This is a genomic window from Rhizobium leguminosarum bv. viciae (assembly GCF_012276115.1).
GTDB classification, from domain to species: domain Bacteria; phylum Pseudomonadota; class Alphaproteobacteria; order Rhizobiales; family Rhizobiaceae; genus Rhizobium; species Rhizobium leguminosarum_T.
In genome coordinates this window covers 53794-80027 of sequence record NZ_WIEU01000017.1, presented here as the reverse complement: position 1 = coordinate 80027, position 26234 = coordinate 53794, and the positions used below count along the sequence as shown (strand labels likewise).

The 26234-nt window shown below is 62.3% G+C and carries 25 protein-coding genes and 1 pseudogene; 15 read left to right on the top strand and 11 right to left on the bottom strand.

The window, feature by feature from the left end; translation table 11 throughout:
* Nucleotides 1-11: 11 nt before the first annotated feature.
* On the top strand, nt 12-938 hold the full coding sequence (gene bla, locus GFM02_RS25300) for a class A beta-lactamase (protein WP_168323129.1): 927 nt from the start codon (nt 12-14) through the stop codon (nt 936-938).
* A 242-nt stretch (nt 939-1180) separates the two neighbouring features.
* On the opposite strand, the gene GFM02_RS25295 is transcribed toward bla, so the two are convergent.
* From GFM02_RS25295 to GFM02_RS25285, 3 genes are all read right to left on the bottom strand, one after another.
* Nucleotides 1181-1645: a hypothetical protein gene (locus tag GFM02_RS25295; protein WP_168323128.1), complete on the bottom strand. Its 465-nt coding sequence runs from the start codon at nt 1643-1645 to the stop codon at nt 1181-1183.
* 70 nt (nt 1646-1715) lie between these two features.
* The gene (locus GFM02_RS25290; protein ID WP_168323127.1) at nt 1716-4055 is read right to left on the bottom strand and encodes a glucose/quinate/shikimate family membrane-bound PQQ-dependent dehydrogenase; all 2340 of its coding nucleotides are present in this window, start codon (nt 4053-4055) and stop codon (nt 1716-1718) included.
* A 197-nt stretch (nt 4056-4252) separates the two neighbouring features.
* Entirely contained in the window at nt 4253-5755 is a 1503-nt protein-coding gene (locus GFM02_RS25285; RefSeq protein ID WP_168323126.1) for a protein adenylyltransferase SelO, read from the bottom strand.
* 239 nt (nt 5756-5994) lie between these two features.
* Between GFM02_RS25285 and GFM02_RS25280 the strand changes: the two genes are divergently transcribed.
* Nucleotides 5995-7446, top strand: coding sequence for an MFS transporter (locus GFM02_RS25280; protein WP_168323125.1), 1452 nt, complete (start codon nt 5995-5997; stop codon nt 7444-7446).
* A 303-nt stretch (nt 7447-7749) separates the two neighbouring features.
* Here GFM02_RS25280 and GFM02_RS25275 read toward each other — a convergent pair whose 3' ends face one another.
* Nucleotides 7750-8697, bottom strand: a complete 948-nt coding sequence (locus tag GFM02_RS25275) for a homocysteine S-methyltransferase family protein (RefSeq protein ID WP_168323124.1) — start codon at nt 8695-8697, stop codon at nt 7750-7752.
* Nucleotides 8698-8915: 218 nt separating this feature from the next.
* Between GFM02_RS25275 and GFM02_RS25270 the strand changes: the two genes are divergently transcribed.
* Complete coding sequence (locus GFM02_RS25270) at nt 8916-9545, top strand: TetR/AcrR family transcriptional regulator (RefSeq protein ID WP_168323123.1); 630 nt, start codon at nt 8916-8918, stop codon at nt 9543-9545.
* 55 nt (nt 9546-9600) lie between these two features.
* On the opposite strand, the gene GFM02_RS25265 is transcribed toward GFM02_RS25270, so the two are convergent.
* The gene (locus GFM02_RS25265) at nt 9601-10125 is read right to left on the bottom strand and encodes a DUF1697 domain-containing protein (RefSeq protein WP_168272550.1); all 525 of its coding nucleotides are present in this window, start codon (nt 10123-10125) and stop codon (nt 9601-9603) included.
* Nucleotides 10126-10355: 230 nt separating this feature from the next.
* Nucleotides 10356-12464, bottom strand: a complete 2109-nt coding sequence (locus GFM02_RS25260) for a S9 family peptidase (protein WP_168323122.1) — start codon at nt 12462-12464, stop codon at nt 10356-10358.
* Between the two features lie 261 nt (nt 12465-12725).
* Between GFM02_RS25260 and GFM02_RS25255 the strand changes: the two genes are divergently transcribed.
* Together GFM02_RS25255 and GFM02_RS25250 are read left to right on the top strand one after the other, a co-directional pair.
* Complete coding sequence (locus GFM02_RS25255; RefSeq protein ID WP_065279336.1) at nt 12726-13115, top strand: DUF930 domain-containing protein; 390 nt, start codon at nt 12726-12728, stop codon at nt 13113-13115.
* A 3-nt stretch (nt 13116-13118) separates the two neighbouring features.
* Nucleotides 13119-13292, top strand: a pseudogene (locus tag GFM02_RS25250) (polysaccharide deacetylase family protein); the annotation flags it as partial.
* Between the two features lie 221 nt (nt 13293-13513).
* Here GFM02_RS25250 and GFM02_RS25245 read toward each other — a convergent pair.
* From GFM02_RS25245 to GFM02_RS25235, 3 genes are all read right to left on the bottom strand, one after another.
* Nucleotides 13514-14806, bottom strand: coding sequence for an FAD-dependent oxidoreductase (locus GFM02_RS25245; RefSeq protein WP_168272548.1), 1293 nt, complete (start codon nt 14804-14806; stop codon nt 13514-13516).
* Between the two features lie 18 nt (nt 14807-14824).
* Entirely contained in the window at nt 14825-15991 is a 1167-nt protein-coding gene (locus tag GFM02_RS25240; protein ID WP_168272547.1) for an AI-2E family transporter, read from the bottom strand.
* 195 nt (nt 15992-16186) lie between these two features.
* Complete coding sequence (locus tag GFM02_RS25235; RefSeq protein ID WP_205930453.1) at nt 16187-17152, bottom strand: VOC family protein; 966 nt, start codon at nt 17150-17152, stop codon at nt 16187-16189.
* 190 nt (nt 17153-17342) lie between these two features.
* Here GFM02_RS25235 and GFM02_RS25230 point away from each other — a divergent pair, with 190 nt between their 5' ends.
* From GFM02_RS25230 to GFM02_RS25215, 4 genes are all read left to right on the top strand, one after another.
* Nucleotides 17343-17762 carry a universal stress protein gene (locus GFM02_RS25230; RefSeq protein ID WP_168272545.1) on the top strand — a complete coding sequence of 140 codons (420 nt, stop codon included), beginning with the start codon at nt 17343-17345 and terminating at the stop codon, nt 17760-17762.
* 188 nt (nt 17763-17950) lie between these two features.
* A complete protein-coding gene (gene trhA / locus GFM02_RS25225; RefSeq protein ID WP_027665105.1) occupies nt 17951-18619 on the top strand; it encodes a PAQR family membrane homeostasis protein TrhA in 669 nt (222 codons plus the stop codon).
* Nucleotides 18620-18685: 66 nt separating this feature from the next.
* Complete coding sequence (locus tag GFM02_RS25220; RefSeq protein ID WP_168323120.1) at nt 18686-19237, top strand: GNAT family N-acetyltransferase; 552 nt, start codon at nt 18686-18688, stop codon at nt 19235-19237.
* Between the two features lie 182 nt (nt 19238-19419).
* Nucleotides 19420-20121, top strand: coding sequence for a pentapeptide repeat-containing protein (locus GFM02_RS25215; RefSeq protein ID WP_168323119.1), 702 nt, complete (start codon nt 19420-19422; stop codon nt 20119-20121).
* A gap of 300 nt (nt 20122-20421) precedes the next feature.
* On the opposite strand, the gene GFM02_RS25210 is transcribed toward GFM02_RS25215, so the two are convergent.
* Nucleotides 20422-20643 (bottom strand): hypothetical protein, encoded by a 222-nt coding sequence (locus GFM02_RS25210; protein ID WP_017959619.1) that lies wholly within the window; start codon nt 20641-20643, stop codon nt 20422-20424.
* 209 nt (nt 20644-20852) lie between these two features.
* Between GFM02_RS25210 and GFM02_RS25205 the strand changes: the two genes are divergently transcribed.
* Both GFM02_RS25205 and GFM02_RS25200 read left to right on the top strand, forming a co-directional pair.
* Nucleotides 20853-21329 carry an Hsp20 family protein gene (locus GFM02_RS25205; RefSeq protein WP_027665108.1) on the top strand — a complete coding sequence of 159 codons (477 nt, stop codon included), beginning with the start codon at nt 20853-20855 and terminating at the stop codon, nt 21327-21329.
* Between the two features lie 41 nt (nt 21330-21370).
* Nucleotides 21371-21880, top strand: coding sequence for an Hsp20/alpha crystallin family protein (locus GFM02_RS25200; RefSeq protein ID WP_131641475.1), 510 nt, complete (start codon nt 21371-21373; stop codon nt 21878-21880).
* A 131-nt stretch (nt 21881-22011) separates the two neighbouring features.
* Here GFM02_RS25200 and msrB read toward each other — a convergent pair whose 3' ends face one another.
* A complete protein-coding gene (gene msrB, locus GFM02_RS25195; RefSeq protein WP_017959622.1) occupies nt 22012-22425 on the bottom strand; it encodes a peptide-methionine (R)-S-oxide reductase MsrB in 414 nt (137 codons plus the stop codon).
* A gap of 189 nt (nt 22426-22614) precedes the next feature.
* Between msrB and GFM02_RS25190 the strand changes: the two genes are divergently transcribed.
* From GFM02_RS25190 to GFM02_RS25175, 4 genes are all read left to right on the top strand, one after another.
* Nucleotides 22615-22830, top strand: a complete 216-nt coding sequence (locus GFM02_RS25190; protein WP_017959623.1) for a hypothetical protein — start codon at nt 22615-22617, stop codon at nt 22828-22830.
* A 232-nt stretch (nt 22831-23062) separates the two neighbouring features.
* Nucleotides 23063-25420, top strand: coding sequence for a putative monovalent cation/H+ antiporter subunit A (locus GFM02_RS25185; RefSeq protein ID WP_168272541.1), 2358 nt, complete (start codon nt 23063-23065; stop codon nt 25418-25420).
* Between the two features lie 4 nt (nt 25421-25424).
* Nucleotides 25425-25844 (top strand): Na(+)/H(+) antiporter subunit B, encoded by a 420-nt coding sequence (locus tag GFM02_RS25180; protein WP_020049181.1) that lies wholly within the window; start codon nt 25425-25427, stop codon nt 25842-25844.
* On the top strand, nt 25844-26221 hold the full coding sequence (locus GFM02_RS25175) for a Na+/H+ antiporter subunit C (protein WP_168272557.1): 378 nt from the start codon (nt 25844-25846) through the stop codon (nt 26219-26221). Before GFM02_RS25180 ends, GFM02_RS25175 begins: the two co-directional genes overlap by 1 nt.
* Nucleotides 26222-26234: the final 13 nt, after the last annotated feature.

Genomic DNA, 26234 nt, shown 5'->3' with positions numbered 1-26234 from the left:
CGGAGGATTTCATGGATCTCAGTCTGACCCGCCGCATGCTGATAGGCTCGGCATTGTGCCTACCGGTGCTGACCCTTCGAGCCAATGCTGAGGAGGGAGCTGAGGAGGGGGCCAAGGAGAGCGCCAAAGCGAGTGCAGGCGAGGGCGAGGACAATATTGAACATCGCCTTGCCGCTTTGGAAAAACGCACCGGCGGCCGCCTCGGCGTCTCCGTGCTCGACACCGAGACGAGCATCTCCTTCGGTTATCGCGGCAGCGAGACTTTTCCGATGTGCAGTACTTTCAAGGCGCTGGCCGCCGCTTTCGTGCTTGCCCGTGCCGACAAGGGCGAGGAAAACATCGACCGGCGGGTGAGCTACGGCAAGGACAAGCTCGTCGATTATTCGCCGATCAGCGAAAAACACGCCGGAACCGATGGCATGACCCTTGCCGAACTCTGCGAGGCGGCGGTGACCGTCAGCGATAATACGGCCGGCAACCTGCTGCTCGAAAGTTTCGGCGGTCCGGCCGGGCTGACCGATTGGCTGCGCTCGATCGGTGACGGCACGACGCGTCTCGACCGCACCGAGCCGACATTGAACGAGGGCCGCAAGGGTGATCCGCGCGATACGACGACACCGGATGCGATGCTCGACACACTCGGCAACCTGACGCTCGGCTCGGTCCTCACCGAGGCCTCCTCAGACAGGCTGATCGCCTGGCTGGTGGCGAGCACGACAGGTAAGGAGCGGCTCAGGGCCGGCCTGCCGGCGGATTGGAAGGTCGGCGACAAGACCGGCACCGGCCCGAATGGATCACTCGGCGATATCGCGGTGATCTGGCCGCCGGATCGCGGCCCGATCGTCGCCGCCGTCTATATCAGCGAGACGACCGTGCCGGTAAAGGAGCTCAACCCGCTCTTTGCCGAAGTCGGCCGCATGATCGTCGAGATGGTGTGAACCAGGAAAATGCGAAGGGCATCATCGACAGCTGTCCGGTTCGCGTCGGAAAACCCCTCCCCAACCCCTCCCCACAAGGGGGAGGGATTAACCTGAGGCGAGATCCTGCCACCAAAATACGCTGCCACACGCTGCACCGTCAGGAACGAAATGCGACGGGCGCCACACGGCAGCCCCTCCCCTTGTGGGGAGGGGTTGGGGAGGGGTCTTTCTCAAACACGGGCAATTCGAAATGCTCCAGCTCAAGCAGTTGGTACGTCGTCCGTCGTCTCGGTGCCGTCATCCTCGATGCCGGCCATCTCGCGCTTGATTTGGTCGGCGATTTCCTTCTCGATTGCGGCGCGCTGGTCGGCCGGCATGGCGGCCAGATCGGCTTCGGACAGATCGTGCTGCTCAAGGTAGCGGGCCCGGATATATTCCGCCGGCGTCATGTTGCCCCATTTGGAGAATTCGTCGACGAGCGCGTCATGCGCAGCCCTTGCCGCCATTTCTTCGTCGGAAGGCGGGTTGATATAAGGGCCTTCGGTGCTTTGAAGTGCCCACATGGTGTTGGCGATCGACGGCGGCGTGCTGCTCGGTTCGAGACCGGGCGCGGCATTGGGCGCCGTTTTGGTGAAGTCCGCCGTCTGCTGATTCTTGGATTTGGCCGGCTGATCGAAAAGGCCGCCGATGCCGTAATAGTTGCGAATATTGCTAGAAATTTCCATAAAAACTCCCCGAAAAACGGGGAGAGAATGGCGCGCTAAACCTGCGCAAAGCTTGCGTGAAGCTTCCCCATCAAGGCAACGTATAGGCGATCACATAATCGCCGGGCTTGGTGCCGACCGAGCCGTGGCCGCCGGCGACCATGACGACATATTGCTTGTTGTCATCAGTCGTATAGGTCATCGGCGTCGCCTGGCCGCCGGCCGGAAGCCGCGCCTGCCAGAGCTCTCGCCCACTCGTCACGTCATAGGCGCGCAGGTAGTTGTCGACCGCGGCACCGAGAAAAGCGACGCCGCCCTTGGTCAGCATCGGCCCGCCGATCCCCGGCACCCCGACCTTGAAGGGCAGGGGCAATGGCGTCATGTCGCGCACGGTGCCGTTCTTGTGCATATAGGCGATCTTGCCGGTGCGCAGGTCGACGCCGGCGACATAGCCCCATGGCGGCGCCTGGCAGGGGATCTGCAGCAGCCCGAGGAAGGGACCCATGAAGACGCCGTAGGGCGCGCCGTCATTGCGGTTCAGCCCCTGTTCGCTGCCCTTCTCGTCCTGGCCTCTCGGCGGAATATCGGCGGCCGGTACCAGCCGCGAGGTGAAGGCGAGATAGGTCGGCATGCCGAACATGATCTGCCGCTCCGGATCCACCGCCACCGAGCCCCAGTTGAAGGTGCCGAAATTGCCGGGATAGACGATCGTGCCTTTGAGCGAAGGCGGCGTGTAGCGGCCCTCGTACTGGTAACGGTGGAAGTCGATGCGGCAGGCCATCTGATCGAACAGCGACACGCCCCACATGTCCTTTTCCTGGAGCGGCTCGGGCGAGAAGGTGAGGTCCGAGATTGGCTGCGTCGGCGAGGTATGATCGCCGGTGACTGCGCCACCAGGCGCCGGGATTTCCTTGACTGGGATGATCGGCTCGCCGCTGCGCCGGTCGAGCACATAGATATCACCCTGTTTGGTGGGGCCGACCAGGGCTGGAACCGCGGTGCCGTCCTGCTTCGTCAGGTCGATCAGCGCCGGCTGGGCGGGGACGTCCATGTCCCAGAGATCGTGATGCACTGTCTGGCGCACCCAGCGCAGCTGGCCGGTGGCGATATCGAGCGCGACAATCGAGGAGGAGAATTTCTCGACATTCTCGCTGCGATTGATGCCGATCTGGTCGGGCACCTGGTTGCCGAGCGGGATGTAGACCATGCCAAGCCCCTCGTCGACGCTGAAGACCGACCAACTGTTCGGCGAGTTGGTCGTATAGGTCTGGCCCTCGGCGATCGGCGTCGTCACATCGGGATTGCCGGAATCCCAGTTCCAGACCAGCGCGCCGCTATTGATGTCGAAGGCGCGGATGACGCCGGATTGTTCCTCGGTCGAATAATTGTCGTTCACCGCCCCGCCGACGATGATCTTGCCCGCCACCGCGACCGGCGGCGAGGTGGAATAATAATAGCCGGCCGGGTTGTAGCGCATGCCGGTTTCCAGATGCAGCACGCCCTGGTTGGCAAAGCTGGTGCAGACCTTCCCGTCCGCCGCATCGAGCGCGATCAGCCGGGCGTCGGAGGTCGGCAGGTAGACACGCTCGGCGCAGGGCTGGCCGGCGGCGACGGCAGGATCGGCATAATAGGTGACGCCGCGGCAGGTCTGATGCTGCCGGTTGGGATTCATGCCGGAGTTCGAGTCGTATTTCCATTTCTCCTTGCCGGTCTTGGCGTCGAGCGCGATCGCCCAGTTATGCGGCGTGCAGAGATAGAGCGTGTCCTTCACCTTGAGCGGCGTCACCTGATAGGTCGTCTCGCCGACATCGTCCGGCCGCTTGACGTCGCCGGTCTGGTATCGCCACGCTTCCTTGAGGGTGGAGACGTTCTCGGCAGTGATCTGGTCGAGCGGCGAATAGCGCTGGCCGAAGGCCGTGCGGCCGTATTGATGCCATTCGCCGTCCGGCACGCTGCCGCCGAAGGCGGGATTGGCGGCGACCGTATCCTTCGGCAGTTCGCCGGCGAGATTATGCGGGTCAGTCGTCATCGAATAAAGGGCGACGAGGATGGCGAGAATGACAGGCACGGCAAGCGGCCAGGGGTTTGCGGCGTAGGTGATGCCCGTCGGGCTGCGCAGGCCGAGCGGCCGGCGGATCCACGGCGTCAGCAACCAGAGCCCGAGCAGGATGATCATGCCGCCGCGCGGGCCGAGCTGCCACCAGTCGAAGCCGACCTCCCAGATCGCCCAGGCGAGTGCTGCGACGACGAGCACCGCATAGACCCAGAGCGCCACTGCCTTGCGCATCAACAGCAGCCCGGCGGTAATCAGGAACATCAACCCGGCGAACAGATAAAAGACGCTGCCGCCGAGCGTGACGAGCCAGAGCCCGCCGCCGCCGAGCGTGAGCCCGATGATGATGAAGAAGATGGAGGTGACGACGATCGCCATAAGGCTGTCTCCCGCTGAGGTTAGCCGGGCTGAAGGATCGGCGGAAAAGTCCCGCCGATCAGCCAGATAGCGCGAAGGAGACGCCTTTCAACGGCCACAATTGCCGCAGGGTGCGGATGCGTCGAACGGGGCGTTGGGCCGGATGGAAGGGGATCGCTGTGGCGCAACTGCCGCACCGAAAACGATCGAAGCGCCCGTCACGTTCCGCAGAAGGTCGCAAGCACCCGTTCGCTGGGCTTCGGCGGCTCCCTATAGGCGGCAAAGCCCGGCTGGTCGTCATAGGGTTTCGAAAGCACGCTCAGCAGCGCCTCGAACAGCGAAAAATCGCCGTCCTCGACGGCAGCCTCGATCGCCTGTTCGACGCGGTGATTGCGCGGAATGAAGGCCGGATTGACGCGGCGCATGGTAACGGCGCGCTCACTGGCCGTCTGTGGATCGCGTGACAGCCGCTCGCGCCACTGCGTGAGCCATGCACCGCAGGCTTCCGGCTCGCGGAAGCTCGCCGCGAATTCAGGCTCTGCGGCGTCATCGCCGGCAAGATCCGACAGTCGCCGGAAGGTCAGGGTGAAATCGGCACCCTGCGCCTGCATCAGCGACAGCAGCGCCTGCACCAGGTCGAGATCGCCGTCCTCTTCGCCGGAGAGCCCGATCTTTTCGCGCATGCCGGCCAGCCAATGCGCCTGGAACCGTTCGCCGTAACTCTTGATCACAACATTCGCCTTGTCGACCGCGCCGTCTGGCTCGGCGTCTATCAGCTGCAGCAGCGTTTCGCCGAGCCTTGCGAGGTTCCACTGGCCGATGGCGGGCTGGTTGGCATAGGCGTAACGGCCATGTTGGTCGATCGACGAAAAGACGGTCGCCGGATCATAGGCATCCATGAAGGCGCAGGGGCCGAAATCGATCGTCTCGCCGGAGACGGTCATATTATCGGTGTTCATCACGCCATGGATGAAGCCGACATGCAGCCAGCGGGCAATCAGCGCCGCCTGGCGGTCTGAGACCGCTTCGAACAGCGAGAGATAGGGGTTTTCGGCCTCTTTCAATGCCGGATAGTGCCGGTCGATCACATAATCGGCCAGAGCCCGCACGCCGTCGGTGTCGCCTCTGGCCGCGAAGTACTGGAACGTGCCGACGCGGATATGGCTGGCCGCGACGCGGGTGAAGACCGCGCCAGGCAGCACCTCTTCGCGATAGACCGGCTCGCCTGTCGTCACCGCCGCCAGCGCCCGCGTGGCCGGAATGCCGAGCGCAAACATCGCCTCGCTGATGATATATTCGCGCAAGACCGGCCCGACTGCCGCCCGCCCGTCGCCGCGGCGCGAAAACGGTGTCGGCCCTGCGCCCTTCAGCTGGATATCGTAGCGCTTGCCGCTGCGGTCGACGACTTCGCCGAGCAGGATAGCCCGCCCGTCGCCGAGCTGCGGCGAGAAGCCGCCGAACTGATGCCCGGCATAGGCCATCGCCAGCGGTTCGGCCCCTTCGGGAACGAGATTGCCGGAAAAGATCGCCGCGCCATCGCGGCGCAACGCCTCGACGTCGAGCCCGAGTTCGGCAGCGAGCGGCTCGTTGAGCTTGATAAGCCAGGGCTCCGCCACCGCGGTCGGCGCTTGCGTCGCAAAGAAGCGTGGGGGCAAGCCGACATAACTGTTGTCGAACGGAAAGGCCGCACCGGGCCGGTTTTTCTGCAGGGCGGAGGTCATGGTTCATAGGTAGGGCCGGGGTGTCTGCGGCGCAAGCCGGACCTTCACGAAGATCGAGCCGATGCAAGGAATTGTGACCTAGCTTTACCTCTCGTCAAAGCAGCTTTGCCATAAAGGACATAGCGCCGCCATGATCGCGGGCGTATAGCAAATCGTCTCCCCTTGGCTTTGCGCCATGTCATCCCCGCGGCCCTGCTGCCTTGTATGCTCCGCCGCGCCACCGCGAGTGATCCCGGACGATGTCGGATCAGATTTACCAGGCGCCGATGGTTCGGCGCGCCACGCCCAATTTCCGGGTGATCGCGATGATTGTCGCGAGTGCGATGCTGATGGAAAACATCGATGCGACCGTGCTTGCGACAGCGCTGCCCACCATGGCGCGCGATTTCGGCGTTGGCGCTCCGGCCATGTCGATCGCACTGACCTCCTATCTCCTCAGCCTTGCGATCTTCATTCCCGCAAGCGGCCGGATGGCCGACAGTTTCGGCTCCCGCACCGTTTTCCGCTCGGCCATCGCGGTCTTCGTCGTCGGCTCCATCCTATGCGCGCTCGCGCCGACGCTGTCCTTCCTGGTGCTGGCGCGGCTGCTTCAGGGTATCGGCGGCGCGATGATGATGCCAGTCGGGCGCCTGGTGCTGATGCGCAGCGTCGACCGCAAGGATATGGTCAGCGCCATGTCCTGGCTGCTCGTGCCGGCGCTGATCGGGCCGATCGTCGGCCCGCCGCTCGGCGGCTTCATCGTCACCTATCTCGACTGGCGCTGGATCTTTTATATCAACGTGCCGATCGGCATCATCGGCATGATCCTCGTCTCGATCTACATCGACGAGGTCAAGGGCAAGGCAAACGGTCCCTTCGATACGATCGGCTTCATCCTCTCGGGCATCTCGCTTGGTTCGCTGCTCTTCGGCTTCGAAATGTCGAGCCATGAAGGCGAGGGCGCGTTTTCGATCTTCCTGATCGCCATCGGGCTGCTTTTCGGCATCGGCTATCTCAGGCATGCCCGCAAGCATCCGTCGCCGATCATGGATTTCTCGCTGATGAAGGTGCCGAGCTTCGGCACGTCTGTTGTTGCCGGTTCGCTGACCCGCATCACGCAAGGGGCGCAGCCCTTCCTCCTGCCACTGCTCTTCCAGATCGGCTTCGGCCTGTCTGCGGCTGCAGCCGGCCAGATCGTCATCGCGACCGCGCTTGGCGCTCTCGCCATGAAGCCGATGGCGAAGTTTGTCTTCCGCCGGCTGGGCTTCCGCAGAAGCCTCATCCTCAACGGCATCCTCGGGACGATTGGCTATGGCCTCTGTGCCGCCTTCCGGCCGGACTGGCCGATGCCGCTGATCTTCGTCGTCCTGGTGCTCAGCGCCTTCTTCCTGTCGTTCCAGTTCACCGCCTATAACACCATTGCCTATGACGAGATCAGCAAGGAGCGGATGAGCTCGGCCACCAGCTTCTACACCACCTTCCAGCAACTGATGCTATCGCTCGGCATCTGCATCGGCGCCCTGGCGCTGCATGGCTCCATGGCCTTGTCAGGCACTGAGACGCCGGCCCTTGGCGATTTCTCGGCGGCCTTCGTCGTCGTCACCATCATCTCGATCACCGCCACCTTCTGGAACCTGCGCTTCTCGCCGACCGCCGGCGAGGAGATCAGTGGCTACAGGGCCAAACAGACGAAAGGCGTCGCCAAAGGCTGACGTCGGCTTTGTGCCGTCGATCGGCAAAGAGCTGGTGGCACCCACCGTCATTTCTCTCTCTGAGCTTTGTGCCGTGCCAGCCCCCCTCTGCCCTGCCGGGCATCTCCCCCACAGGTGGGGAGATCACAAGTGGCTTGAACTTCCTGCCCATCTACCGTCTCGCCGTGCTGGATGCTCATTGTTTGGGGAAGCCAGTACACCCAGCCAATCTCCCCACCTGTGGGGGAGATGCCCGGCAGGGCAGAGGGGGCACACACGGCATACCCTAGCTCCGGATACAACGTCTCCTCCCTCTCAGGTCTGTCATGCCGCCTGCGGCAGGCATGCCTCGCAGATCGCCGCGACATGGCGGTGGTCGGTGCCGCAGCAGCCGCCGAGCACGCTGAGCGCTGGCATGCGGTCGATGAGCTTGCGGTAACGGCGGCCGAGATCTTCGGGATCGCCCGCATCCAGCGTCTCGCTATTGTCGAGCTGCTCATGGCTCATGGTCGAGGCATTGGCGCGGATGCCGGAAATGCGCTTCACCCAGGCGCTTCCAGGATCGAGTGCCGTTTCGAAATGCGTCGGGTGGGCGCAGTTGATCATGTAATAGGCCGGCGCCCCGCCGGTCATCGCATCGGTCGTCTCGATGGCGTCCTGAATGCTGCGGCCCGTCACCAACCTGCCATCCGTCTCCAGCGTGAAGGAGATGGCCGAGGGCATGCCGAGCGCCTGCGCCGCCCGCGCCACGCCGATCGCCTCGTCGATATTGGTCAGCGTGAAGGCGGTCACCATATCCGCCTCGGTGCCGGCGAAAGCCCCGATCTGAAAGGCGTGGTAGTCTTCCGCCTCGGCGGCATCCATGACGCCCGCCTTGTAGCCGTCGCCGCGCGGGCCGATGGCGCCGCTGATGACGATCGGCTGCTCCGGCCGCTGATAGGCGTTGCGCAAGCCGACGAGCAGGTCGACGGCTTCCTCGTTGACCGCCTTCAGGGCTTCGTTCGTATAGCCGAGCTTCTGCCCCCAGTCCGGATTGGCCCGCCATGTGGCGGTGTCGAGCACGAAGCCCGTGCCGTGCCGCCGGGCGACATCGAGATAACGGCGATAGTAATTCCGCAGGCGCTGCCGGCCCTCTTCGGAAGCCAGCAATATGAAGGCGGCGAAATGCGGAAGATCGATCCTTTCCTGGAAGATCATCGTCGTTTCCATGCCGCCATCGGTAATGAAGGTGCCGCCTTTGAGTTGCGGCAAACCGTTTCTGTACTTTGCCATTGTTGAAGCCTCTCCCTCGCGACACCCGATTGGCTGTCGTCGATGAATGATGTTCTGGCGCTTAATTCGCTGCCAAACTAGGCGACTTGCGGTATACTCCAAGCGGTTTTGGTTTTTACAGATTGATTTCAATCGCTTGCTTCGACCGATCTTGCCGGGGGCGGAGGCAGATCTGATCGCGCAACACTGAAAACTGTACCGCCGGTACAGGAGGGGACATGCGAAAGGGCGAGGAAACGCGGACCCGCATCCTTGATGTGGCGGAAGCGGCAGTCTTGCAGAAGGGTTTCGGCGGCACCTCCATCGAGGAGTTGATCGCCGAGACGGGCATCACCAAGAGCGGCTTCTTCTATCACTTCAGGGACAAGAACGAGCTCGCCAAGGCGCTGCTCAACCGCTACATCGAAAATGACGAGCGCATCTACGACGAGATCTTCAGCCGTGCGCGCGAGCTGGCCGGCGATCCGCTGCAATCCTTCCTGCTCGGCCTGAAGCTGCTTTCCGAATTGCTCTCCGACCTGCCGAACGGCCATCCGGGCTGCCTTGTGGCAGGCATCTGCTATTACGAGCGGCTGTTCGACCGGGAGATACAGGAGATCAACCGGAATGCGGTGCTTGCCTGGCGGCGCCGCTTCGGCCGCATGATCCGCGACATCGTGGCCGTCTATCCGCTGCGCGAACCCGTCGACGTCGACCAGCTTGCCGACATGGTGTCCTCCGTCCTGGAAGGCGGTATCGTTTTGTCGAAGACGCTGAAGGAACCGAACACGCTGGCCGAGCAGGTGCTGATGCTCCGCACCTTCGTGAAGATGCTCTTCCTGCCGGTGGCGGAGATGCCGAGGGCCTGAAGCAATTCCAGCAAAAGTGCGAATCGCCTTTGCGTCGGGAATTGCGCTGACATCCTCAGTCCCCGTCCTCCAACGCCGCCGCCATCGCCGCGAGCTTGCGCACGGTGTTGAGATTGCGCGACGTCCCCGGTTTCAGCGCCGGCAGCTTCAGCTTCGAGCGGCCGGAACCATTGGGGTAATGTACATAGATTTCCCGGCCGGCGAGCTTGGCCTCCTCGCCATCGGGCGCCACCATCTTTTCCAGCGCATCGCCGGGCGGCTTTTCGGGCAGGAAATAGACCAGCAGGAAGTTCGGCTTGGCATCCGGGAAGGGCGCATCGGCGACAATGCCTTCGAGTTCTTTCCGGCTGCGCACCATGACGCCCGGCCGCTTGCCCATCGTCTTGCCGAGCGCCTCGTCGAGACGCTCCCCCACCGTCTTTTCCGCTTCATCCGAACGGAAAAGCACGTTGCCACTCTGGATGTAGGTCTTCACGTCGGAAAAGCCGAGGCCTTCGCAGATCGCCTTCAGCTCAGCCATCGGCAGCGAGCCAGTGCCGCCGACATTCACTGCGCGGAGTAGGGCGATATAGACGGGCATTTCTCTCTCCCTTGACCTCGTGCCGTGCCGGCCCCCCTCTGCCCTGCCGGGCATCTCCCCCACAGGTGGGGAGATTGGCTGGGCGCTCTGGTTTCCCCAAACAATCAACGCTGCAGCACGGCGAAACGGTAGATGAGCAGGACGGTCAACCCACTTGTGATCTCCCCACCTGTAGGGGAGATGCCCGGCAGGGCAGAGGGGGTACCACACAGCACACCCCATCCAGCCCTTCACATCTTCCCAGCAACCTTGATCGCAAACGCATACTCGAACGCAATCTCTTCCAGCCGCTGGAAGCGGCCCGAGGCGCCGCCGTGGCCGGCGTCCATGTTGGTCTTGAGCAGGATCGGCGCGTTGCTCGTCGTCTTGTCGCGCAGCTTCGCCACCCATTTGGCCGGCTCCCAATAGGTGACGCGCGGATCCGTCAGGCCGCCGAGCGCCAGGATCGGCGGGTAGGCTTTTGCGCCGACATTATCATAGGGCGAGTAGGACGCGATCTGCTCGTATTCTTCCTTGCTGTCGATTGGGTTGCCCCATTCCGGCCATTCCGGCGGGGTGAGCGGCAAAGTGTCGTCGAGCATGGTGTTGAGCACGTCGACGAAGGGAACGGCGGCGATGAGGCCGGCGAACTTCTCCGGCGCCATGTTGGCAACCGCACCCATCAGCATGCCGCCGGCCGATCCGCCCTCGGCGATGATCTTCGCGTAAGAGGTGAACCTCTGTTGATTCAGATAATCGGCCGCGGCGACGAAGTCCTTGAAGGTGTTGGTCTTCTTGTCCATCTTGCCGTCTTCGTACCAGGAAAATCCCTTGTCCTTGCCGCCGCGGATATGGGCGATGGCATAGACGAAGCCGCGGTCGGCGAGCGACAGGCAGTTGGTGTTGAAGCCGGCCGGAATGGTGATGCCGTAGGCGCCGTAGCCGTAGAGCAGGCAGGGGGCGCTGCCGTCGAGTGGGGTATCCTTGCGATAGAGCAAGGTGACCGGCACCTTCTCGCCATCCCATGCCGGGGCAAAGACGCGGCGGGTGACGTAGTCGTCGGGATTGTGGCCGGACGGCACTTCCTGCGTCTTCAACAGCGTACGCTCGCGCGTCACCATGTTGTAGTCGTAGAGCTGCGACGGTGTCGTCATCGAGGAATAGGAGAAGCGGATGATATCCGTGTCGTATTCCGCAGCACCCTGCAGCCCCAGCGAATAGGCTTCCTCGGCGAAGGCGATCGCATGTTCCTCGCCGGTCGCCCGATCGCGGATCATGATCTGCGGCAGGCCGTCCTTGCGCTCCAGCCACAGGAGGTGGCGGGTATAGGCCATGTGGCTGATGATGAGCGTGCCGGGCTTATGCGGCACGACCTCGCGCCAGTTTTCCTTGCCGGGCTTATCAACCGGCGCTTCCATGATCTTGAAATCCTTGGCGTCGCCGTCATTGGTCAGGATGTAGAAGACGTCGCCGCCCTCGGTCAGCGAATATTCGATGCCTTCCTCGCGCGCCGCCACCAGCTTCGGTTCGGCGGTGAGGTCCTTGGTCGACAGCAGCCGGTATTCGCTGGTCTCGTGGTCGTGAATGTCGATATAGATGAAATCGTCGAGCAGTGAGCCGCCGACGCCCATGAAGAAGCCGGCATCCGCTTCCTCATAGACCAGCCGGTCTTCCGACTGCGGCTGGCCAAGAATATGGTGGAACACCTTCGACGGCCGGTGGTTTTCGTCGAGCGCCGAATAGAAGAAGCTCTTGCCGTCGGGCGCCCAGACACCGCCGCCGCCGGTATTCTCGATCCGGTCGGCAAGGTCTTGCCCGGTCTGAAGGTCGCGCACCTGCAGCGTGAAGAATTCCGAGCCCTTGTCGTCGTAACCCCAGATGCCGCGGCTGTGGTCGCTGGTATGGTCGAGACCGGCGAGGCGGAAATAGGCTTTGCCTGATGCCTCCTTGTCGCCGTCGAGCAGCACGGTGCGGATCGTTTCGTCGGCGACATTGCCATCGCGGGCGATGCGGAAAAAGCGCGGCTGTTCACCGCCGGTGACATAGAAAGTGCCGTAGGCATAGGCGCCGTCCTTCATCGGCACCGAGCTGTCGTCTTCCTTGATGCGGCCGCGCATTTCGGCAAACAGCACCTTCTGCAGCGGCTTGGTGTCCTCCATCGCCGCGTTCATATAGGTATTTTCGGCTTCGAGATGGCGGCGGATCTCAGGGTCGAGAATCGACGGATCCTTGAACATCGCCTGCCAGTTGTCGGCGCGCAGCCAGGCATAGTCGTCCGTGCGGGTGATGCCGTGGCGCGTATCGGAGATCGGCTTCTTCGGTGCGGCAGGCGGTGTCGGCAGGCTCTTGAAAACGGACAAGGAATGGCTCCGGGTCGGAATGTCGGGTTGGCAAGAGATAGAGGCGCGCCGCCGCCGGATCAAGCGGTAAGGGTGAGGTAAGGGCGCGCCAAGGGTACAGGTGCCCTTCCACAGACAAGGAGGACACCCAAGCCACCTTGCCTTGATGTCACCACAATATTTAAGAAAGTCCGCTATCTCAGTGAATTTGCACGTGCCAAGCTCCCGGCAGGCTGTCGGCGGTAGGGTGAAAATTGCAGAACAGTAAGGGATTTCTCCGCAATGCCGAAACGTCTGGTCCTGTTTCTATCCCTCGCAAGCCTTGCAGCCCCCGCCTTTGCCGTCGATCCCGCCATCAAGAAGCAACTGGAAAAACTCGATCCCTCGACCCGCCTGGAACAGAGCTGTGACACCGAGGCGATGAGCCGCATCAACAAGGACAGCACCGGCTTCAAGCCCGACAAGGTCATCGCCTATACCTTCAAGGACCCGATTCCCGGCGACAATTCGCTGGAGGCGCCAGGTGCCGTCTTTCGGAGCAAGGGCGACTGGTACCATCTCTCCTACAATTGCATCACCGGTCCGCAGCATATCAACGTGCGCGAGCTCAACTACGAGATCGGCGAGAAGGTGCCGCGCGAGAAGTGGAACAAGTATTACCTCTATGATTGATACGGCCTGTCCGTCCAAGCGGCTGCGGTGACATCCGGCCGCATGGCTGTCAACCAGCCGACCCATGCGGCCGGCGAGGGGGTGGCCAAGGCGCTGGTCGATCTCAAGGCGAAGGGTACGGAGTTCGTTCGCCTCGAGGATGTTGAGGACACCGGTGACGACAAGACGACCGAGTGATTGAAGGCAGGCCGTGGGGGCACCCCCCTCTGGCCTGCCGGCCATCTCCCCCACAAGGGGGGAGATCGGTAAGAAGCCATGCCTCGCCCTAAATCTACGATTCATGTGACGGCCCCTTGTTTAAGGAAGCCATCGCGCCCAGCCAATCTCCCCTCCTTGTGGGGGAGATGCCCGGCAGGGCAGAGGGGGGTGCCCCACGCCAAGACAGTCAATGCGTGACCTTACCTCAGCTCCTTCCCGGCCCGCGCCACATCCTCTCCAAAACGGCGCAAACCCGGCCCATCCCGGTCGAGTGCGAAATCCTCGAACCAGTCGCGATGCATGCCGGCGAGCATGGCGCCGATCATCTGCGCGGCGAGATAGGAAAAGGTGATGCCATTGCCGCCGTAGCCATAGGCTGAGAACACATGCGGCGTCTCCGGCACCGGGCCGATCAGCGGCAGACCGTCGACCGTCTCGCCGAAGGTTCCGCACCAGGCATGGGCAACGCGCGTATCCGCCTTCGGCCACAGCCGCTTCATCTTCTCCTGGATCGCTAGGGTCTTTGCCGGCAGCTTCCGATCTCGTGCCTCGGCATCCGTGGTATCGTCATCCTCGCCGCCGGCGACGATGCGATTGTCCGCCGTCGTGCGCATGTAGAGATAGGGGTGGCTATTCTCCCAGATCAGCGCCCTGTCGCGCCAGAAATTTGCCGGGTCCTGCGGCACGGTGGCGAGCGCCCAGCTCGAACTGACCCGGTGCAGCTTCGGCATGTCGAGGCCCGGCATCGAATAGCCGGTCGCAAGCACGATGTGCCGCGCCTCGATGAGGTGACCTCCGTCCGTCTCCGCTGCCACGTGATCGCCTTCGCTGTGAAGCGCAGTCACGGAAGCGTTGACCAGCCGTGCGCCGCGCCGCGCCGCCATCTCGATCAGGGCCCAGGTCAGAAGCAGCGGATCGCACTCCGCCGAACTCGGTGAATAGATCGCGCCATCCCGGTCGAGCTCGAAATGTGTGAAGAGATCGGGATGTTCGAGATAGACGCCGGGAAGGCCGGCCCGGCGGCGAAGCTGGCGCTCCTCCATGAGGTTGCGCGCGCCTTCGCAGTTGGCGGCGAGATAGAGTGTGTTGCGTGGCCGGAAGCCGCAGGCGATGCCGTTGGCGGCGATCAGCTTGGAAAGGCCGGCGACCGCAGCACCACTGCGGCGGTAGATCCCGGCCGCGCGCTCGAAGCCGTAATAATCCTCGAGTTCGGTGAGCGTGCTGTCGATTTCCCATTGCAGCATCGCCGTGCTCGCCGCGGTGCTGCCGAAACCGGGCACCTCCCGGTCGATGAGCGCCACGGAAAAACCGCGGGCCGTCAAATGTTCGGCAACCAAGGCACCGGTGATGCCGCCGCCGACTACCGCGACGTCGGTGGAAAAGCTCTGCTCGGTCGGCCGCCATTCCGGCCGTATGCCGCTCTTCCCCCAGAGAGAACGGCCGCTCACCATCTGGTCGTGATCGGATTCGGCAAGATCGAGATCAGATGCCACGAACGTCTCCCCGGTTGATCATTTCGGCAACTGCGGCTGCGGCTTTTCCTCGATCAGCAGTTCGTCGATAACGGTCATGACGATCAGTGAAAGCGGCAGCGCCAGCATGGCGCCGACGGCACCCCACATCCAGGTCCAGAACAGGATGGCGAGGAAGACGACGAAGGGATTGATTTCCAGTCGCCGTCCCATCACTGCGGGGAAGATCAGGTTCTCCATGAGGAGATGCACGGTGAAGAAGGCCGCGGCCGGCATCAGGCCGATGATGAAGTCATCATGGGTGAGGATGCCGGCGACGGCGACGGCAAACGTCATCAGCGTGATGCCGAGATAAGGGATGAAGCTCGACAGGAAGGCGAAGAAGCCCCAGAGCACAGGTACCGCCAGCCCGCCCGCATAGGCGATGACGGTCATGACGACGCCGAGCCCGACATAGATCAACGAGGCGGTGGCGAAATAGAAGCCGAGCACCTGCTCGACGGCATTGATGACGCGGATCGCCGCCAGGCGTTGCGTGCGGGTGCGGAAGGTCATGATGATCGTCTTGCGCAGGTTGACCCGGCTGGCGAGAAAGAGCAGCAGTGCCGCAAAGAAGATCAATCCCTGCACCAGCGCCGGCGTCAAGCTGGTCGTCACCACATGCAGCACGTTGCCGGTGTTTTCGAGCAGCGCGCCGATCGACATCGGCCCGCTTTCGAATGTCGCCGGCGTGATATGCAGCCATTCGATGCGCTCGAGATAAGGCATGATGCGGTTGATGGTTCGCTCGGCGAAAGCCGGCCCCTCATTGGCAAGCATCATCAACGGGTCGGCGAGCGAGTTGATCAGCAGGAAGATCACCAACGCGACGCCGCTTGACAGCATGAAGGCGTTGGCCAGTCGAGGCACGCCCATCCGGCTGAGCTTTTCTGCCGCCATGCCGAGGATCATGCCGACGACGACGGCAAGTGTGATCGGGATGAGGATCAGCGACATGAAATAGACGGCGGCAAGGAAGAGAATGCCGAAGATGCCGATGATCGCCCAAGCCATGCTGACATCGAGCCCGTCTTTTTCCAACCGGTGCAACGGCGGCGGCGGCAGTTCTTCCGCAGCTTCCTTTAGCGACTGTGCCCAGGCGCTGGTGTGGCGTTCGCCGATGGCGATCTTCTTTGCTTGTTTGCGGATGCCATTGGCGATGCCCATGCGGTGAGGTCCCCGAAGCCCCATTGCTTCCTCACGGAAACGCGCCGATGCGGTTCCGGTTCCTCAAGGGTGTGACAATGTGGCGCGGTGCGCGTGAAGGCGCACAGGCGCCCTTTGCAGTCCGGCGTGCAACCGAAGCAGGCCGATTTCCGCGGTTATTCCTTCAACCGGAGGGCTGATCCGTTGTTGCAGGAGTTACGCCGAAAGCGTCAGACCGATACCCCATGGATCCCTCAGGAACACGCCGCCATCGCGCTTTTCGCTTTTGATTTCGAGACCGTCGAGCTTGGAGACCGCCGCATCCAGCGTGGCCTTGTCGTTGAAACGAATCTTGTAGTCGGACAGCCCGGTCATGTTGCCGGCGCGTGCCGTCGCGCCGCGGCTGTTCCAGATATTGGCGCCGAGATGGTGGTGGTAGCCGCCGCTCGCAAAGAAACTGGCGCCCGGATAGCGCGCCATCAGCTTGAGGCCGAGGACGTCGCGGTAGAAGGCGTCGGCCTGCGGGATGTCGCCGACCTGCAGATGCAGGTGACCGATCGCCGTCCCCGCAGCCATGCCGTCCCAGCGCTCATCAGGCGCGCTGTTGTAGAGCGCCTGCAGGTCGAGGCGCAGCGTCGCCATCTCCACCATGCCGTCCTCATGGAATTTCCATTGTTCGTGCGGCCGGTCGGCATAGATCTCGATGCCGTTGCCTTCGGGATCGGAAAGATAGATCGCCTCGCTGACGAGATGATCCGAGGCGCCGTCGAGCGCGACGTTATTCTGTGCCGCATGGCGCAGCCAGCGTGCGAGTTCCGTCCGGTCCGGCATCAGGAAGGCGGTGTGGAAAAGGCCGGCGGCATTGCGCGGCGCGATGGTCGCATTCTTTGCGGTCGTCAGCGTTAGCAAGGGCAGGTCGCCGACACCCAGCACTTCGCCGCTCGCCGTCTTCTCGATCACCTTCAGGCCGAGCATCGATTGGTAGAAGCCGGAAACCAGACCGAGGTCGGTCACGACCAGATGCGACTGGTCGATATAGGCGGGCCGTGTCAGCGCATAGGAAGTTTCGGTCGTCATGGCTTGTTCTCCTGCCTCTGAATTGGCCCGTAGGATAGAAGGCGTACCGGCGGCGGCGGCAAACATGCCGCCCGTGGCAAGCCCGAGGAAGTTTCGCCGGTTCATTTGCCTCTGATCTCCCCTCGGCTGCCGTACTTGATCCCTATATGGCGCATTCCAATTGTTCACAGAAGACCCGTTTTTGAGGATGAAGCGTTGAGCAGATGTTGACGATGACTTGCGCCCACTTGATTGCGATCAATGCGCCCATATCTCCATTAGAGGAAAACTTATATCTCAGTCATGGAGGGAAGCCATGTACAGGAAGATCATCGTAGCGATCGCGCTCGGCGGCATCGACAAGGGAGAAAAAATCCTTCGCAAGGCCGCGTCTCTGCTCGACGCAGGCGGCGAGATCATCGCGCTCAATGTCGTCGAGGATGTGCCGAGTTATGTCGCGATCGAACTGCCGGCCAATATGGTCGAGGACGTCATGAGGGATAGCCGCGAGCAGCTGGAAGCGCTGCTCGCCGCAGCCGGTGTTGCGGCAACTGTCGAGATCCGCAACGGCCCGCCCGCCAAAGCGATCATCTCGGCCGCCGAAAGCCACGGCGCCGACCTGATTATCGTCGCCTCGCACGTTCCCGACTTTTCCAACTACTTCATCGGCGCCACCGCCGACCGGGTCGTGCGCCATGCCAAATGCTCGGTGCTGGTCGACCGGCAGAAGGTCTGATTCTTGCGCAACTGCATTTTCTCAGTTGCGCGCCAGCCGCGATAGGCCTTTCCGCTCGCTGTCGAAGGCAGGGCGGGGTGCCCTGCTGCCTGTCACGAAGATTTACTACCTATGCGCTTTGCCGCAGTTGCGCGCCCGTCCGTTCGATGCGACGATTGCAATCGGAGTATGAAACGGATTGGGCGCGCATGGGCGAGTTCAACGGCATTCGCTGGGCTTATGATAGATACGAACTGATCGCCGACGGTATCGTTCATGGCGTCGGTCTCGTGCTGGCCCTGATCGGTGCTACCGTGCTGATCTTCTACGCCACGGTCTGGAGCTCCTATGGCGCGCTCGCTGCCGCCTGGATCTATGGCGTCGGGCTGGTGCTGACGCTTGCCATTTCCTTTTCCTACAACGCCTGGCCGGTCTCGCGCACGAAGTGGTATCTGCGCCGCTTCGATCATTCGGCGATCTTCCTCCTGATCGCCGCCACCTATACGCCCTTCCTCGAACGTGGCGCCGACGATCCGCTGCTCTTGTTCATGCTGGTCGCGATCTGGCTGTTTGCCGCCGTCGGCATTCTCCTGAAATGCGTCTTTCCCGGGCGTTTCGACCGTCTCGCCATCCTGCTTTATCTCGCCATGGGGTGGAGCGGCGTGCTGGTGGCCGAGCCCGTCGCCTCACGCATTCCAGCCGCCTCCATGCTGCTGATTGTCATTGGCGGCGTCATCTATTCGCTCGGCGTCATCTTCCACGTCTGGGAGAAGCTGCGCTTCCAGAACGCCATCTGGCACGGCTTCGTCGTCACCGCCGCGGCCGTGCATTATTCGGCCGTCTTCACCTGTTTCAGCCTGTCTGCGCCAGGCCTCTGAACGACTGATGTGCTGGAGGTCGTCGGTCTTTCGCATCCGCCGTTTACATCTTTGCAGGCGGGGCGTATGCCCGCCTTCGCAAATAATATGAACCCGAGCATCATGACAGACGCTATCCTCCTCCGCGACGCCACCGAAGCCGATCTTTCCGCCATCCGCGATATCTACAATCACGCCGTCGAGCACACGACGGCGATCTGGAACGATACGCTGGTCGATCTCGAAAACCGGCTGGAATGGTTCAGGGCGCGCAAGGCGCGCGGCTTTCCCGTCATCGTCGCCGAACTATCGGGCAAGGTCGCAGGCTATGCCTCCTATGGCGACTGGCGGCCTTTCGACGGCTACCGCCACACGGTCGAGCATTCCGTCTATGTCGACAAGGATTGCCGCGGTGCGGGCATCGGCTGGCGCCTGATGCGGGAACTGATCGCGCGTGCTGCGGCCGGCAATATCCATGTGATGATTGCCGGTATCGAGGCTGAGAACGCAGCCTCGATCAGGCTGCACGAAAAGCTCGGCTTCCGCATCGCCGGCAGATTTTCCGAGGTCGGCACCAAATTCGGCCGCTGGCTGGACCTCACCTGCATGGAACTTCGCCTGCCCGGCAAGGCGGATTGATCTGTCTGCCCGGCAAAAGCCCCGGACGCATGGCAAAGCCCCAGAAGCATCAGGCAAAGCCATCGTGAACGGCGCGCGCCATCTTTTTATTGTAGTCTGAGCTGTGTAAGAATGTGGAAGCAGCCTGCTTCGCGGAAGGCGGCCTGAAGCGTATTGTAAGCGTCATGGGGGTGAATAGTTCAATGGCAATGCAAAGATCGTCGCTCGGTCTCCTTGCCCTCGTCCTTCTGGCATTTCCGCCAATTGCCGCACGGGCCGCCGATTGCAGCAGTCTGGCCGAGCCGAAGCTCGACTGGCAGGAATGCACCAAGAAAAACCTGATGCTGCAGGGCAGTGATCTCGAAGGCGCCAATCTCGTCGGCACCGATTTTTCGCTGACCGATCTCGCCGGCGCCAACGTCAAATCCGCCAATCTGGAGAAAGCGACGCTGGTGCGCGCCTCGCTGGAGGGCGCACACGCCGAAGGCGCCAATTTCGCCAAGATCGAGGCCTACCGATCCAGCTTCGCCAATGTCGCCGCCGAGGGCGCGTCCTTTGCTGGCGCCGAGCTGCAGCGCGCCAATTTCGCCGGCGCCCAGCTCTCCGGCGCGAGCTTCGAAAAGGCTGAACTCGGCCGCGCCGATTTCGACAAGGCGGTGCTGACGGGGGTGAAATTCTCTTTCGCCAATCTCTCCCGCGCCGATCTCTCCAAGGCCACCTTCGAAGGCCCGGCGACCTTCGAGCGCGCCTTCATGTTCCTGACCCGCATCGAAGGCCTCGACCTCTCGGGCGCCGCCGGGCTCGAACAGGCGCAGATCGACCTTGCCTGCGGCGATGCCTCGACCAAGCTGCCGGCAGGCCTTTCGGCACCCTCCACTTGGCCATGCCCTGCCGATCACGATTGATTGCGGCTTTCGCGCGATGCCGAGCGGTTGGTGAGGCCCTATGGGCAACAATGGCTGGGGCACGCAACGATCTGCTGGGACTGTCGGATTCGATTTAGTGCAATCGCAAGTCGCCATTCGTTCGGTCCGATCAGCCGCTGGTGGCTATAGCGAACGGAATGCAGCGGCCTGTTGATCGGTAATGGCTCGGCTGGCGTCGCCATTCGCCGGTCGGGGTCGATGTGATGGATCGCCACGGCAATGTTCAGGTGCTCACGATAGCATGACGGATCGGTGGGGGAGGCGGGTCATCCGCCTTTCCTATTCCGGTTCCTCTTCATCCGAACTCAGCAGATCAACAAGCGCAGCAACCCTGCCTGTTGGCAGAGGCCGGCCTTCACCCATCAAGGCTTCGTCGTTGCTTGCCCACGCAAATGCCTCGGCGAGTTCAGCCTGGGTGGCGCCTGTCGCGATGACCTCGGCCACGAGCGTTTCATCGGCGGGCCCGAGGACGGCGATGACGTCCTTTGAAGTCATTGTCATAACCATTTCTCCTCTCTCAAGCTCAGCCCAGATATGGTGGTGCCTTCGAAGAAAGCAATTTTTCGCTGAGAAATTCTCTCCTCTTGAAACGGTAAACTGCTGAATTATATCAGTATTGTCGATCGCCGAGCAGGGATCGACAGGTCCAGGAGACGCCTGTCGCTCTTGGCGTCTCCTGTATCCATGTTGCTTGTAAGGAGGATATGGCTATGAGGACAAACCTCGATTTCTCTCCCCTGATCCGGTCGAGCGTCGGCTTCGAGCGGATGTTGAACGCACTCGAGGCTGCAAGCCGCGCCGAGACAATCGACAACTGGCCGCCTTACGATATCGTCAAAACCGGCGAGGACGAATACCGCATCGCCATGGCGGTGGCGGGCTTCTCGCAGGACGAACTGGCGATCATCCAAGAGCAGAACATGCTCGTCGTCTCAGGGCAGAAGGCGAACGGCGAAGATGTTCAATACCTGCATCGCGGCATTGCTGGTCGAAGCTTCCAGCGTCGGTTCGAATTGGCCGACCACGTCAAGGTCGTGGATGCCGGCCTCGTCAACGGTCTGCTGACCATCGATCTCAAGCGTGAAATTCCTGAAGAGATGAAGCCGCGCCAGATCGAGATCGGAACTGGGAATGCAATGCCGAAGGCCGAGACCAAGCAGATCGAGGCCGAGACGCAGGCAGCCTGAACCGTCAGGAATGCCCAAGAACCACCAGAAAGGAGTAAGCCATGAGTGTTCGTGATTTGATTCCATGGGGCCGCAGCAACGGCCACCAAGTTCCGAGTCTCCTCCGCGAGGACGACCATGATCCTTTCCTGTCGCTCCATCGCGAGGTAAACCGGCTGTTCGACGATGCTTTCCGCAGCTTCGGCTCTGGCCTGCCGTCACTGCGGGGCGCCAGCGGTTTCGGTGCCGGCTGGCCGAGTGTCGAGATCTCCGACACCGATAAGGACATCAAGGTGACGGCCGAAGTCCCCGGCCTTGAGGAAAAGGACATCGAGGTCATTCTCGATGACGGCGTTCTGACGCTGAAGGGTGAAAAGCGTTCGGAGACGGAAGACAAGGAGAAGCAGTTCTCGGAGCGCTACTATGGCCGCTTCGAGCGACGCATCCCACTCGGGACCGAGGTCAAGGAAGATCAGGTCGACGCCACCTTCAAGAACGGCGTCCTGACCGTCACCTTGCCCAAGACCGAAAAGGCGCAGTCACAGGTCAGGCGCATCGCCATCAGAAGCTGATCGAAGCGAGGGCGGCGGCCGACCATCTGGCGGCCGCCGCTATCATGTCGTCCATGGTGGCACGGAAATTTCCGTCGCGCTTAGCCTCCTCATGGTCGCGGGATCGGCAGATGCCGATCGCAGGTTCAGGCCTATTTCCCAGGCTCGAACACCATGGAGTGGCCGTTGATGCAATAGCGCAGGCCGGTCGGCGGCGGGCCGTCCGGAAAGACGTGGCCGAGATGGGCGTCGCAGCTGCCGCAGCGGATTTCGGTGCGCACCATGCCGTGGGTCGTGTCGCGATGCTCGATCACCGCTTCGGGCGACACCGCTTCGAAATAGCTCGGCCAGCCGCAGCCGGCATCGAACTTCGTGTCGGAGCGGAAAAGTGGCGCGTTGCAGCCGACGCAGCGGTAAAGCCCCGTCTCGAACGAATCCCAGTAGGGGCCGGTGAAGGCGCGTTCGGTGCCGTGCTGGCGCGTGATGCGGTATTGCTCGGGGGTGAGCTGCTCTTTCCATTCGGCGTCGGTCTTGTGGATCTTGGCGGTCGTCGCAGTTTCGGACATGAGGTGCTCCTTTCGCCGAGGGGCGGGTTCCGTTTCGCGAGAAAATGTGGTGCGCCGCATTCACTTCATCAAGTCTCCCGCGGCGCGCCATGAGATTGGCTGCATACCCAATTGGGGGAAGAGGCTTGCTTTTACATCCGTTAGGGGTTTTCTGTTAGGGTTAATGTTGCGTGCATTGGAGAATCACTGGTGTTTGAGGCAGCAATCGTCCTGCTCTACGGCCTTGTGGCCGTGGCAGCCATGGCGGTCACCCTGTTGGAAGGCTGGGCCAACCATGACGGCTTGACGCTTCATCGTCTCGCCGGGCTCCTTGCTTGCCTGCTCTGGCCGTTGACGCTTCTGGTGTTCATCCTGCACGGTTGCATCGCCCGGCTGCTGACGCGCCTTTCCAGATCGACGGCCTGATCGGCTTCGAACATCGCGTGCTTCGCAGGAGCGGTCGAAATCGCTTGAGACACTCCCTCGTTTCGCCTAAGTCAGAAGACAGGTCGGTTTTCTCCGGCTTTTCGTCCGTTGCCTTTACAGCGCTGCGCGTCTTGTCAGATGCGCAAAAGATGCTGTAGCACTTTGAATTGCTGCATGATTTCATCGTTGGATCGATCCCGATCCAAGGAAATATCTTGGTAGAGGAGGAGACATGGCCGATGTCACGGCTTTGACATTTCTGGCCCTGTGTCTGCCACTCGCCGGCGCTCTTGTCGCTCCTTTCGTCATCCGCATCTTCGGCGCCAGTGGCGCTTGGCTCCTGGCGATCGCTCCCTTCCTCGCCTTCCTGCATTTCCTGCGGTTCATTCCTCGGATCGCGCGCGGCGAGGTTGTTGCCGGCGGCTATGCCTGGGTGCCGAGCTATCATCTCTCGTTCTCCTGGTTCCTCGATGGATTGTCGCTGGCTTTCGCGCTGCTGATCACCGGCATCGGCACCCTGATCGTGCTTTATGCCGGCGGCTATCTCAAAGGACACAAGGATCAGGGCCGCTTCTTCTCCTTCATCTTCCTGTTCATGGGCGCGATGCTCGGCGTCGTCGTTTCCGACAGTTTCCTGATGCTCTTCGTCTTCTGGGAACTGACGTCGATCACGTCCTTCCTGCTGATCGGTTTCGATCATGAGCGCGCGGCGGCTCGCCGCGCCGCCCTGCAGGCGCTTGTTGTGACCGGCGGGGGAGGGCTCTGCCTGTTGGCCGGCCTGCTGCTGCTCTGGAACATCTCTGGCGTCACCGAGATGTCGCGGCTCATCGGCGCCGGCGATATCGTGCGCGAAAGCCCGTTCTATCTGGCGGCCCTCATCCTGGTCCTCGGCGGCGCCTTCACCAAGTCGGCGCAGTTTCCCTTTCATTTCTGGCTGCCGAACGCCATGGAAGCGCCGACGCCGGTTTCGGCCTATCTGCATTCGGCGACGATGGTGAAGGCAGGCGTCTATCTGCTGATGCGGCTCAACCCCGTCATGGGGGCGACGCCTGCCTGGGAAATCCTTCTGCCCTTCTTTGGCGGGCTGACGCTGGTGGTCGGCACCGCGCTTGCGATCCGCCAAACCGACCTGAAGCTCAAGCTCGCCTATACCACCGTCTCCTCGCTCGGCCTGCTTGTCATGCTGATCGGCTTTGGCTCGGACCATGCGGTCGAGGCGGCGGCGCTCTATCTGGTGGCGCATTCGCTGTTCAAGGGCGCGCTCTTCATGGTCGCCGGCATCATCGATCATGAGACCGGCACGCGCGATATTACCAGGCTCAGCGGCCTGATGCGGGCGATGCCGCTCACCTGGATGATCGCGCTTGCGGCGGCCTTCTCCATGGCCGGCCTGCCGCCCTTCTTCGGCTTCCTCGCCAAGGAGGAGATCTATACCGCACTCGTCAGTGGCGATGTCCGCGCGCTTACCTTCACATCGATCACCGTCTTCGGCAATGCGCTGATGTTTGCCGTCGCCTTTGCCGTGGCGCTGAAACCCTTCCTCGGCCGACCGGTGGAGACGCCGAAACCGCCGCACGAAGCGCCAGTCCTGCTCTGGCTCGGCCCGGCCGTTCTCGCCGTCCTCGGCTTGCTCGCGGCGATCTTTTCAACCTTCACCCATACCGTCCTGTCGTCGCCGATCGCATCCGCCATCCGCCAGACATCCGTCGACATCGACATTTCGCTGACGCCGCATATCGGCCTGCCCTTGGCGCTCTCCGCCCTGACCGTGCTGCTCGGCATCGGCGTCTACTGGCAGCTCGCGCGCGCCCGTTTCCTGATGGCCGTCGTCCTGCGTTCGATCGGCCATGGGCCGGACCATGGCTTTGATGTCGCTATATCGGGCCTTGTCCGCTTCTCCAGCCGCCTCATGCGTGTCCTGCAACCGGGCCGGCTCGAAATCTATGTCACCTGCACTTTCCTCTGCGTCGCCGCCATCCTCATCATTCCCCCTGTCGTCTATGGGGAACTGCCGCGCTTTCCCGCCTGGCCGGCCGATGTGAGACTCTATGAATGGGCGGTTTTCCTGATCGCCGCTTTCGGCCTTGCTGCCGTGCTCGTCGCCCGCGATCGGCTGACGGCGATCGTCTCGCTCGGCATCCAGGGTTTCGCCGTCGCCATTATCTTCCTGCTGTTCGGCGCGCCGGATCTGTCGTTCACCCAGTTCATGGTCGAAACGCTTTCGGTGGTGATCCTTGCCCTGGTCATGACCAGGCTTCGTCTCTCACCCGACGATCAAAGGCCACTCGGCCGCAAGCTCTTCGACGGCGCGCTGGCGCTTGCCTGCGGCCTCGGCTTCATGCTTCTGCTGATGCGGGCGACCGAGGCGCCGTTCAACGACGCGCTGACGGCCTTCTTCAACGCCTATTCCAAATCGATCGCCCACGGCGCCAACGTCGTCAACGTCATCATCGTCGATTTTCGCGGCACCGACACGCTTGGCGAAATCGCCGTCGTCGCGGTCACCGGCCTTGCCATCCTGGCGCTGATCCGGATTCGCGCCGGCAGCGAGCGCAAGCTTGCCGCCAATGATCCCGCGGCAGAGGGCTGATCGCGTGAACACTCTCATTTTCCGCACCGTCGCCCCGTTCCTCACCGCACTGATGCTGCTTTTTTCGGTCTTCGTGCTGCTGCGCGGCCATAACGAGCCGGGCGGCGGCTTCATCGGCGGGCTGATCGCGGCCTCGGGACTGGCGATCTACGGCATTGCCCGCGGTGTCGGCGCTGTTCGTCGGGCACTGTTTTTCCATCCGCTGTCGATTGCCGGCTTCGGCCTGCTGCTGTCGACCGCAGCCGGTCTTCTCTCCATCCTCTTTGCCGTTCCCTTCATGACCGGCCTCTGGATCTATCCGACGCTTTTGGGCGCCGAGGTGCCGCTGTCGAGCGTCATGCTTTTCGATATCGGCGTCTATCTTGTCGTGCTCGGCGCCATCACCTCGATCGCATTGGCATTGGAAGAAAAGGAGGTGGAATGATGGAGCCGCTTCTGGCGATCCTCGTCGGCCTGTTCTTCGCCGCCGCCATCTATCTGATGCTGTCGAAATTCTCGATCCGCATCATGCTCGGCATCGCCGTCCTCGGCAACGCCGTTAACCTCCTGCTCTTCACCGGCGGTCGGCTGACGCGAGAGGTGCCGCCGATCATCCCGGTGGGTCTCGACAGCTTGCCCGCAGGCACGGCCAACCCGCTGCCGCAGGCCCTCATCCTGACCGCGATCGTCATCTCCTTCTCCTTCCTCGCCTTCCTGCTGGTGCTGACCTACCGCGCCTATCAGGACCTCGGCACCGACAACACCAGCGACATGCGCGCCGCCGAGCCCGATGACCGGCCGCTGCCGCCATTGGAGTATTGAGGATGTTGGTGCG

Excerpts from the sequence above, each read along its gene's own strand:
- GFM02_RS25280 (WP_168323125.1), top strand. The coding sequence starts at position 5,995 with ATGTCGGATCAGATTTACCAGGCGCCGATGGTTCGGCGCGCCACGCCC.
- msrB (WP_017959622.1), bottom strand. The coding sequence starts at position 22,425 with ATGTCCGAAACTGCGACGACCGCCAAGATCCACAAGACCGACGCCGAA.
- GFM02_RS25240 (WP_168272547.1), bottom strand. The coding sequence starts at position 15,991 with ATGGGCATCGCCAATGGCATCCGCAAACAAGCAAAGAAGATCGCCATC.
- GFM02_RS25185 (WP_168272541.1), top strand. The coding sequence starts at position 23,063 with ATGGCCGATGTCACGGCTTTGACATTTCTGGCCCTGTGTCTGCCACTC.
- GFM02_RS25215 (WP_168323119.1), top strand. The coding sequence starts at position 19,420 with ATGGCAATGCAAAGATCGTCGCTCGGTCTCCTTGCCCTCGTCCTTCTG.
- GFM02_RS25235 (WP_205930453.1), bottom strand. The coding sequence starts at position 17,152 with ATGAACCGGCGAAACTTCCTCGGGCTTGCCACGGGCGGCATGTTTGCC.
- GFM02_RS25275 (WP_168323124.1), bottom strand. The coding sequence starts at position 8,697 with ATGGCAAAGTACAGAAACGGTTTGCCGCAACTCAAAGGCGGCACCTTC.
- GFM02_RS25255 (WP_065279336.1), top strand. The coding sequence starts at position 12,726 with ATGCCGAAACGTCTGGTCCTGTTTCTATCCCTCGCAAGCCTTGCAGCC.
- GFM02_RS25200 (WP_131641475.1), top strand. The coding sequence starts at position 21,371 with ATGAGTGTTCGTGATTTGATTCCATGGGGCCGCAGCAACGGCCACCAA.
- GFM02_RS25205 (WP_027665108.1), top strand. The coding sequence starts at position 20,853 with ATGAGGACAAACCTCGATTTCTCTCCCCTGATCCGGTCGAGCGTCGGC.
- GFM02_RS25295 (WP_168323128.1), bottom strand. The coding sequence starts at position 1,645 with ATGGAAATTTCTAGCAATATTCGCAACTATTACGGCATCGGCGGCCTT.
- bla (WP_168323129.1), top strand. The coding sequence starts at position 12 with ATGGATCTCAGTCTGACCCGCCGCATGCTGATAGGCTCGGCATTGTGC.
- GFM02_RS25285 (WP_168323126.1), bottom strand. The coding sequence starts at position 5,755 with ATGACCTCCGCCCTGCAGAAAAACCGGCCCGGTGCGGCCTTTCCGTTC.
- GFM02_RS25270 (WP_168323123.1), top strand. The coding sequence starts at position 8,916 with ATGCGAAAGGGCGAGGAAACGCGGACCCGCATCCTTGATGTGGCGGAA.
- trhA (WP_027665105.1), top strand. The coding sequence starts at position 17,951 with ATGGGCGAGTTCAACGGCATTCGCTGGGCTTATGATAGATACGAACTG.
- GFM02_RS25265 (WP_168272550.1), bottom strand. The coding sequence starts at position 10,125 with ATGCCCGTCTATATCGCCCTACTCCGCGCAGTGAATGTCGGCGGCACT.
- GFM02_RS25220 (WP_168323120.1), top strand. The coding sequence starts at position 18,686 with ATGCCCGCCTTCGCAAATAATATGAACCCGAGCATCATGACAGACGCT.
- GFM02_RS25175 (WP_168272557.1), top strand. The coding sequence starts at position 25,844 with ATGGAGCCGCTTCTGGCGATCCTCGTCGGCCTGTTCTTCGCCGCCGCC.
- GFM02_RS25290 (WP_168323127.1), bottom strand. The coding sequence starts at position 4,055 with ATGGCGATCGTCGTCACCTCCATCTTCTTCATCATCATCGGGCTCACG.
- GFM02_RS25210 (WP_017959619.1), bottom strand. The coding sequence starts at position 20,643 with ATGACAATGACTTCAAAGGACGTCATCGCCGTCCTCGGGCCCGCCGAT.
- GFM02_RS25230 (WP_168272545.1), top strand. The coding sequence starts at position 17,343 with ATGTACAGGAAGATCATCGTAGCGATCGCGCTCGGCGGCATCGACAAG.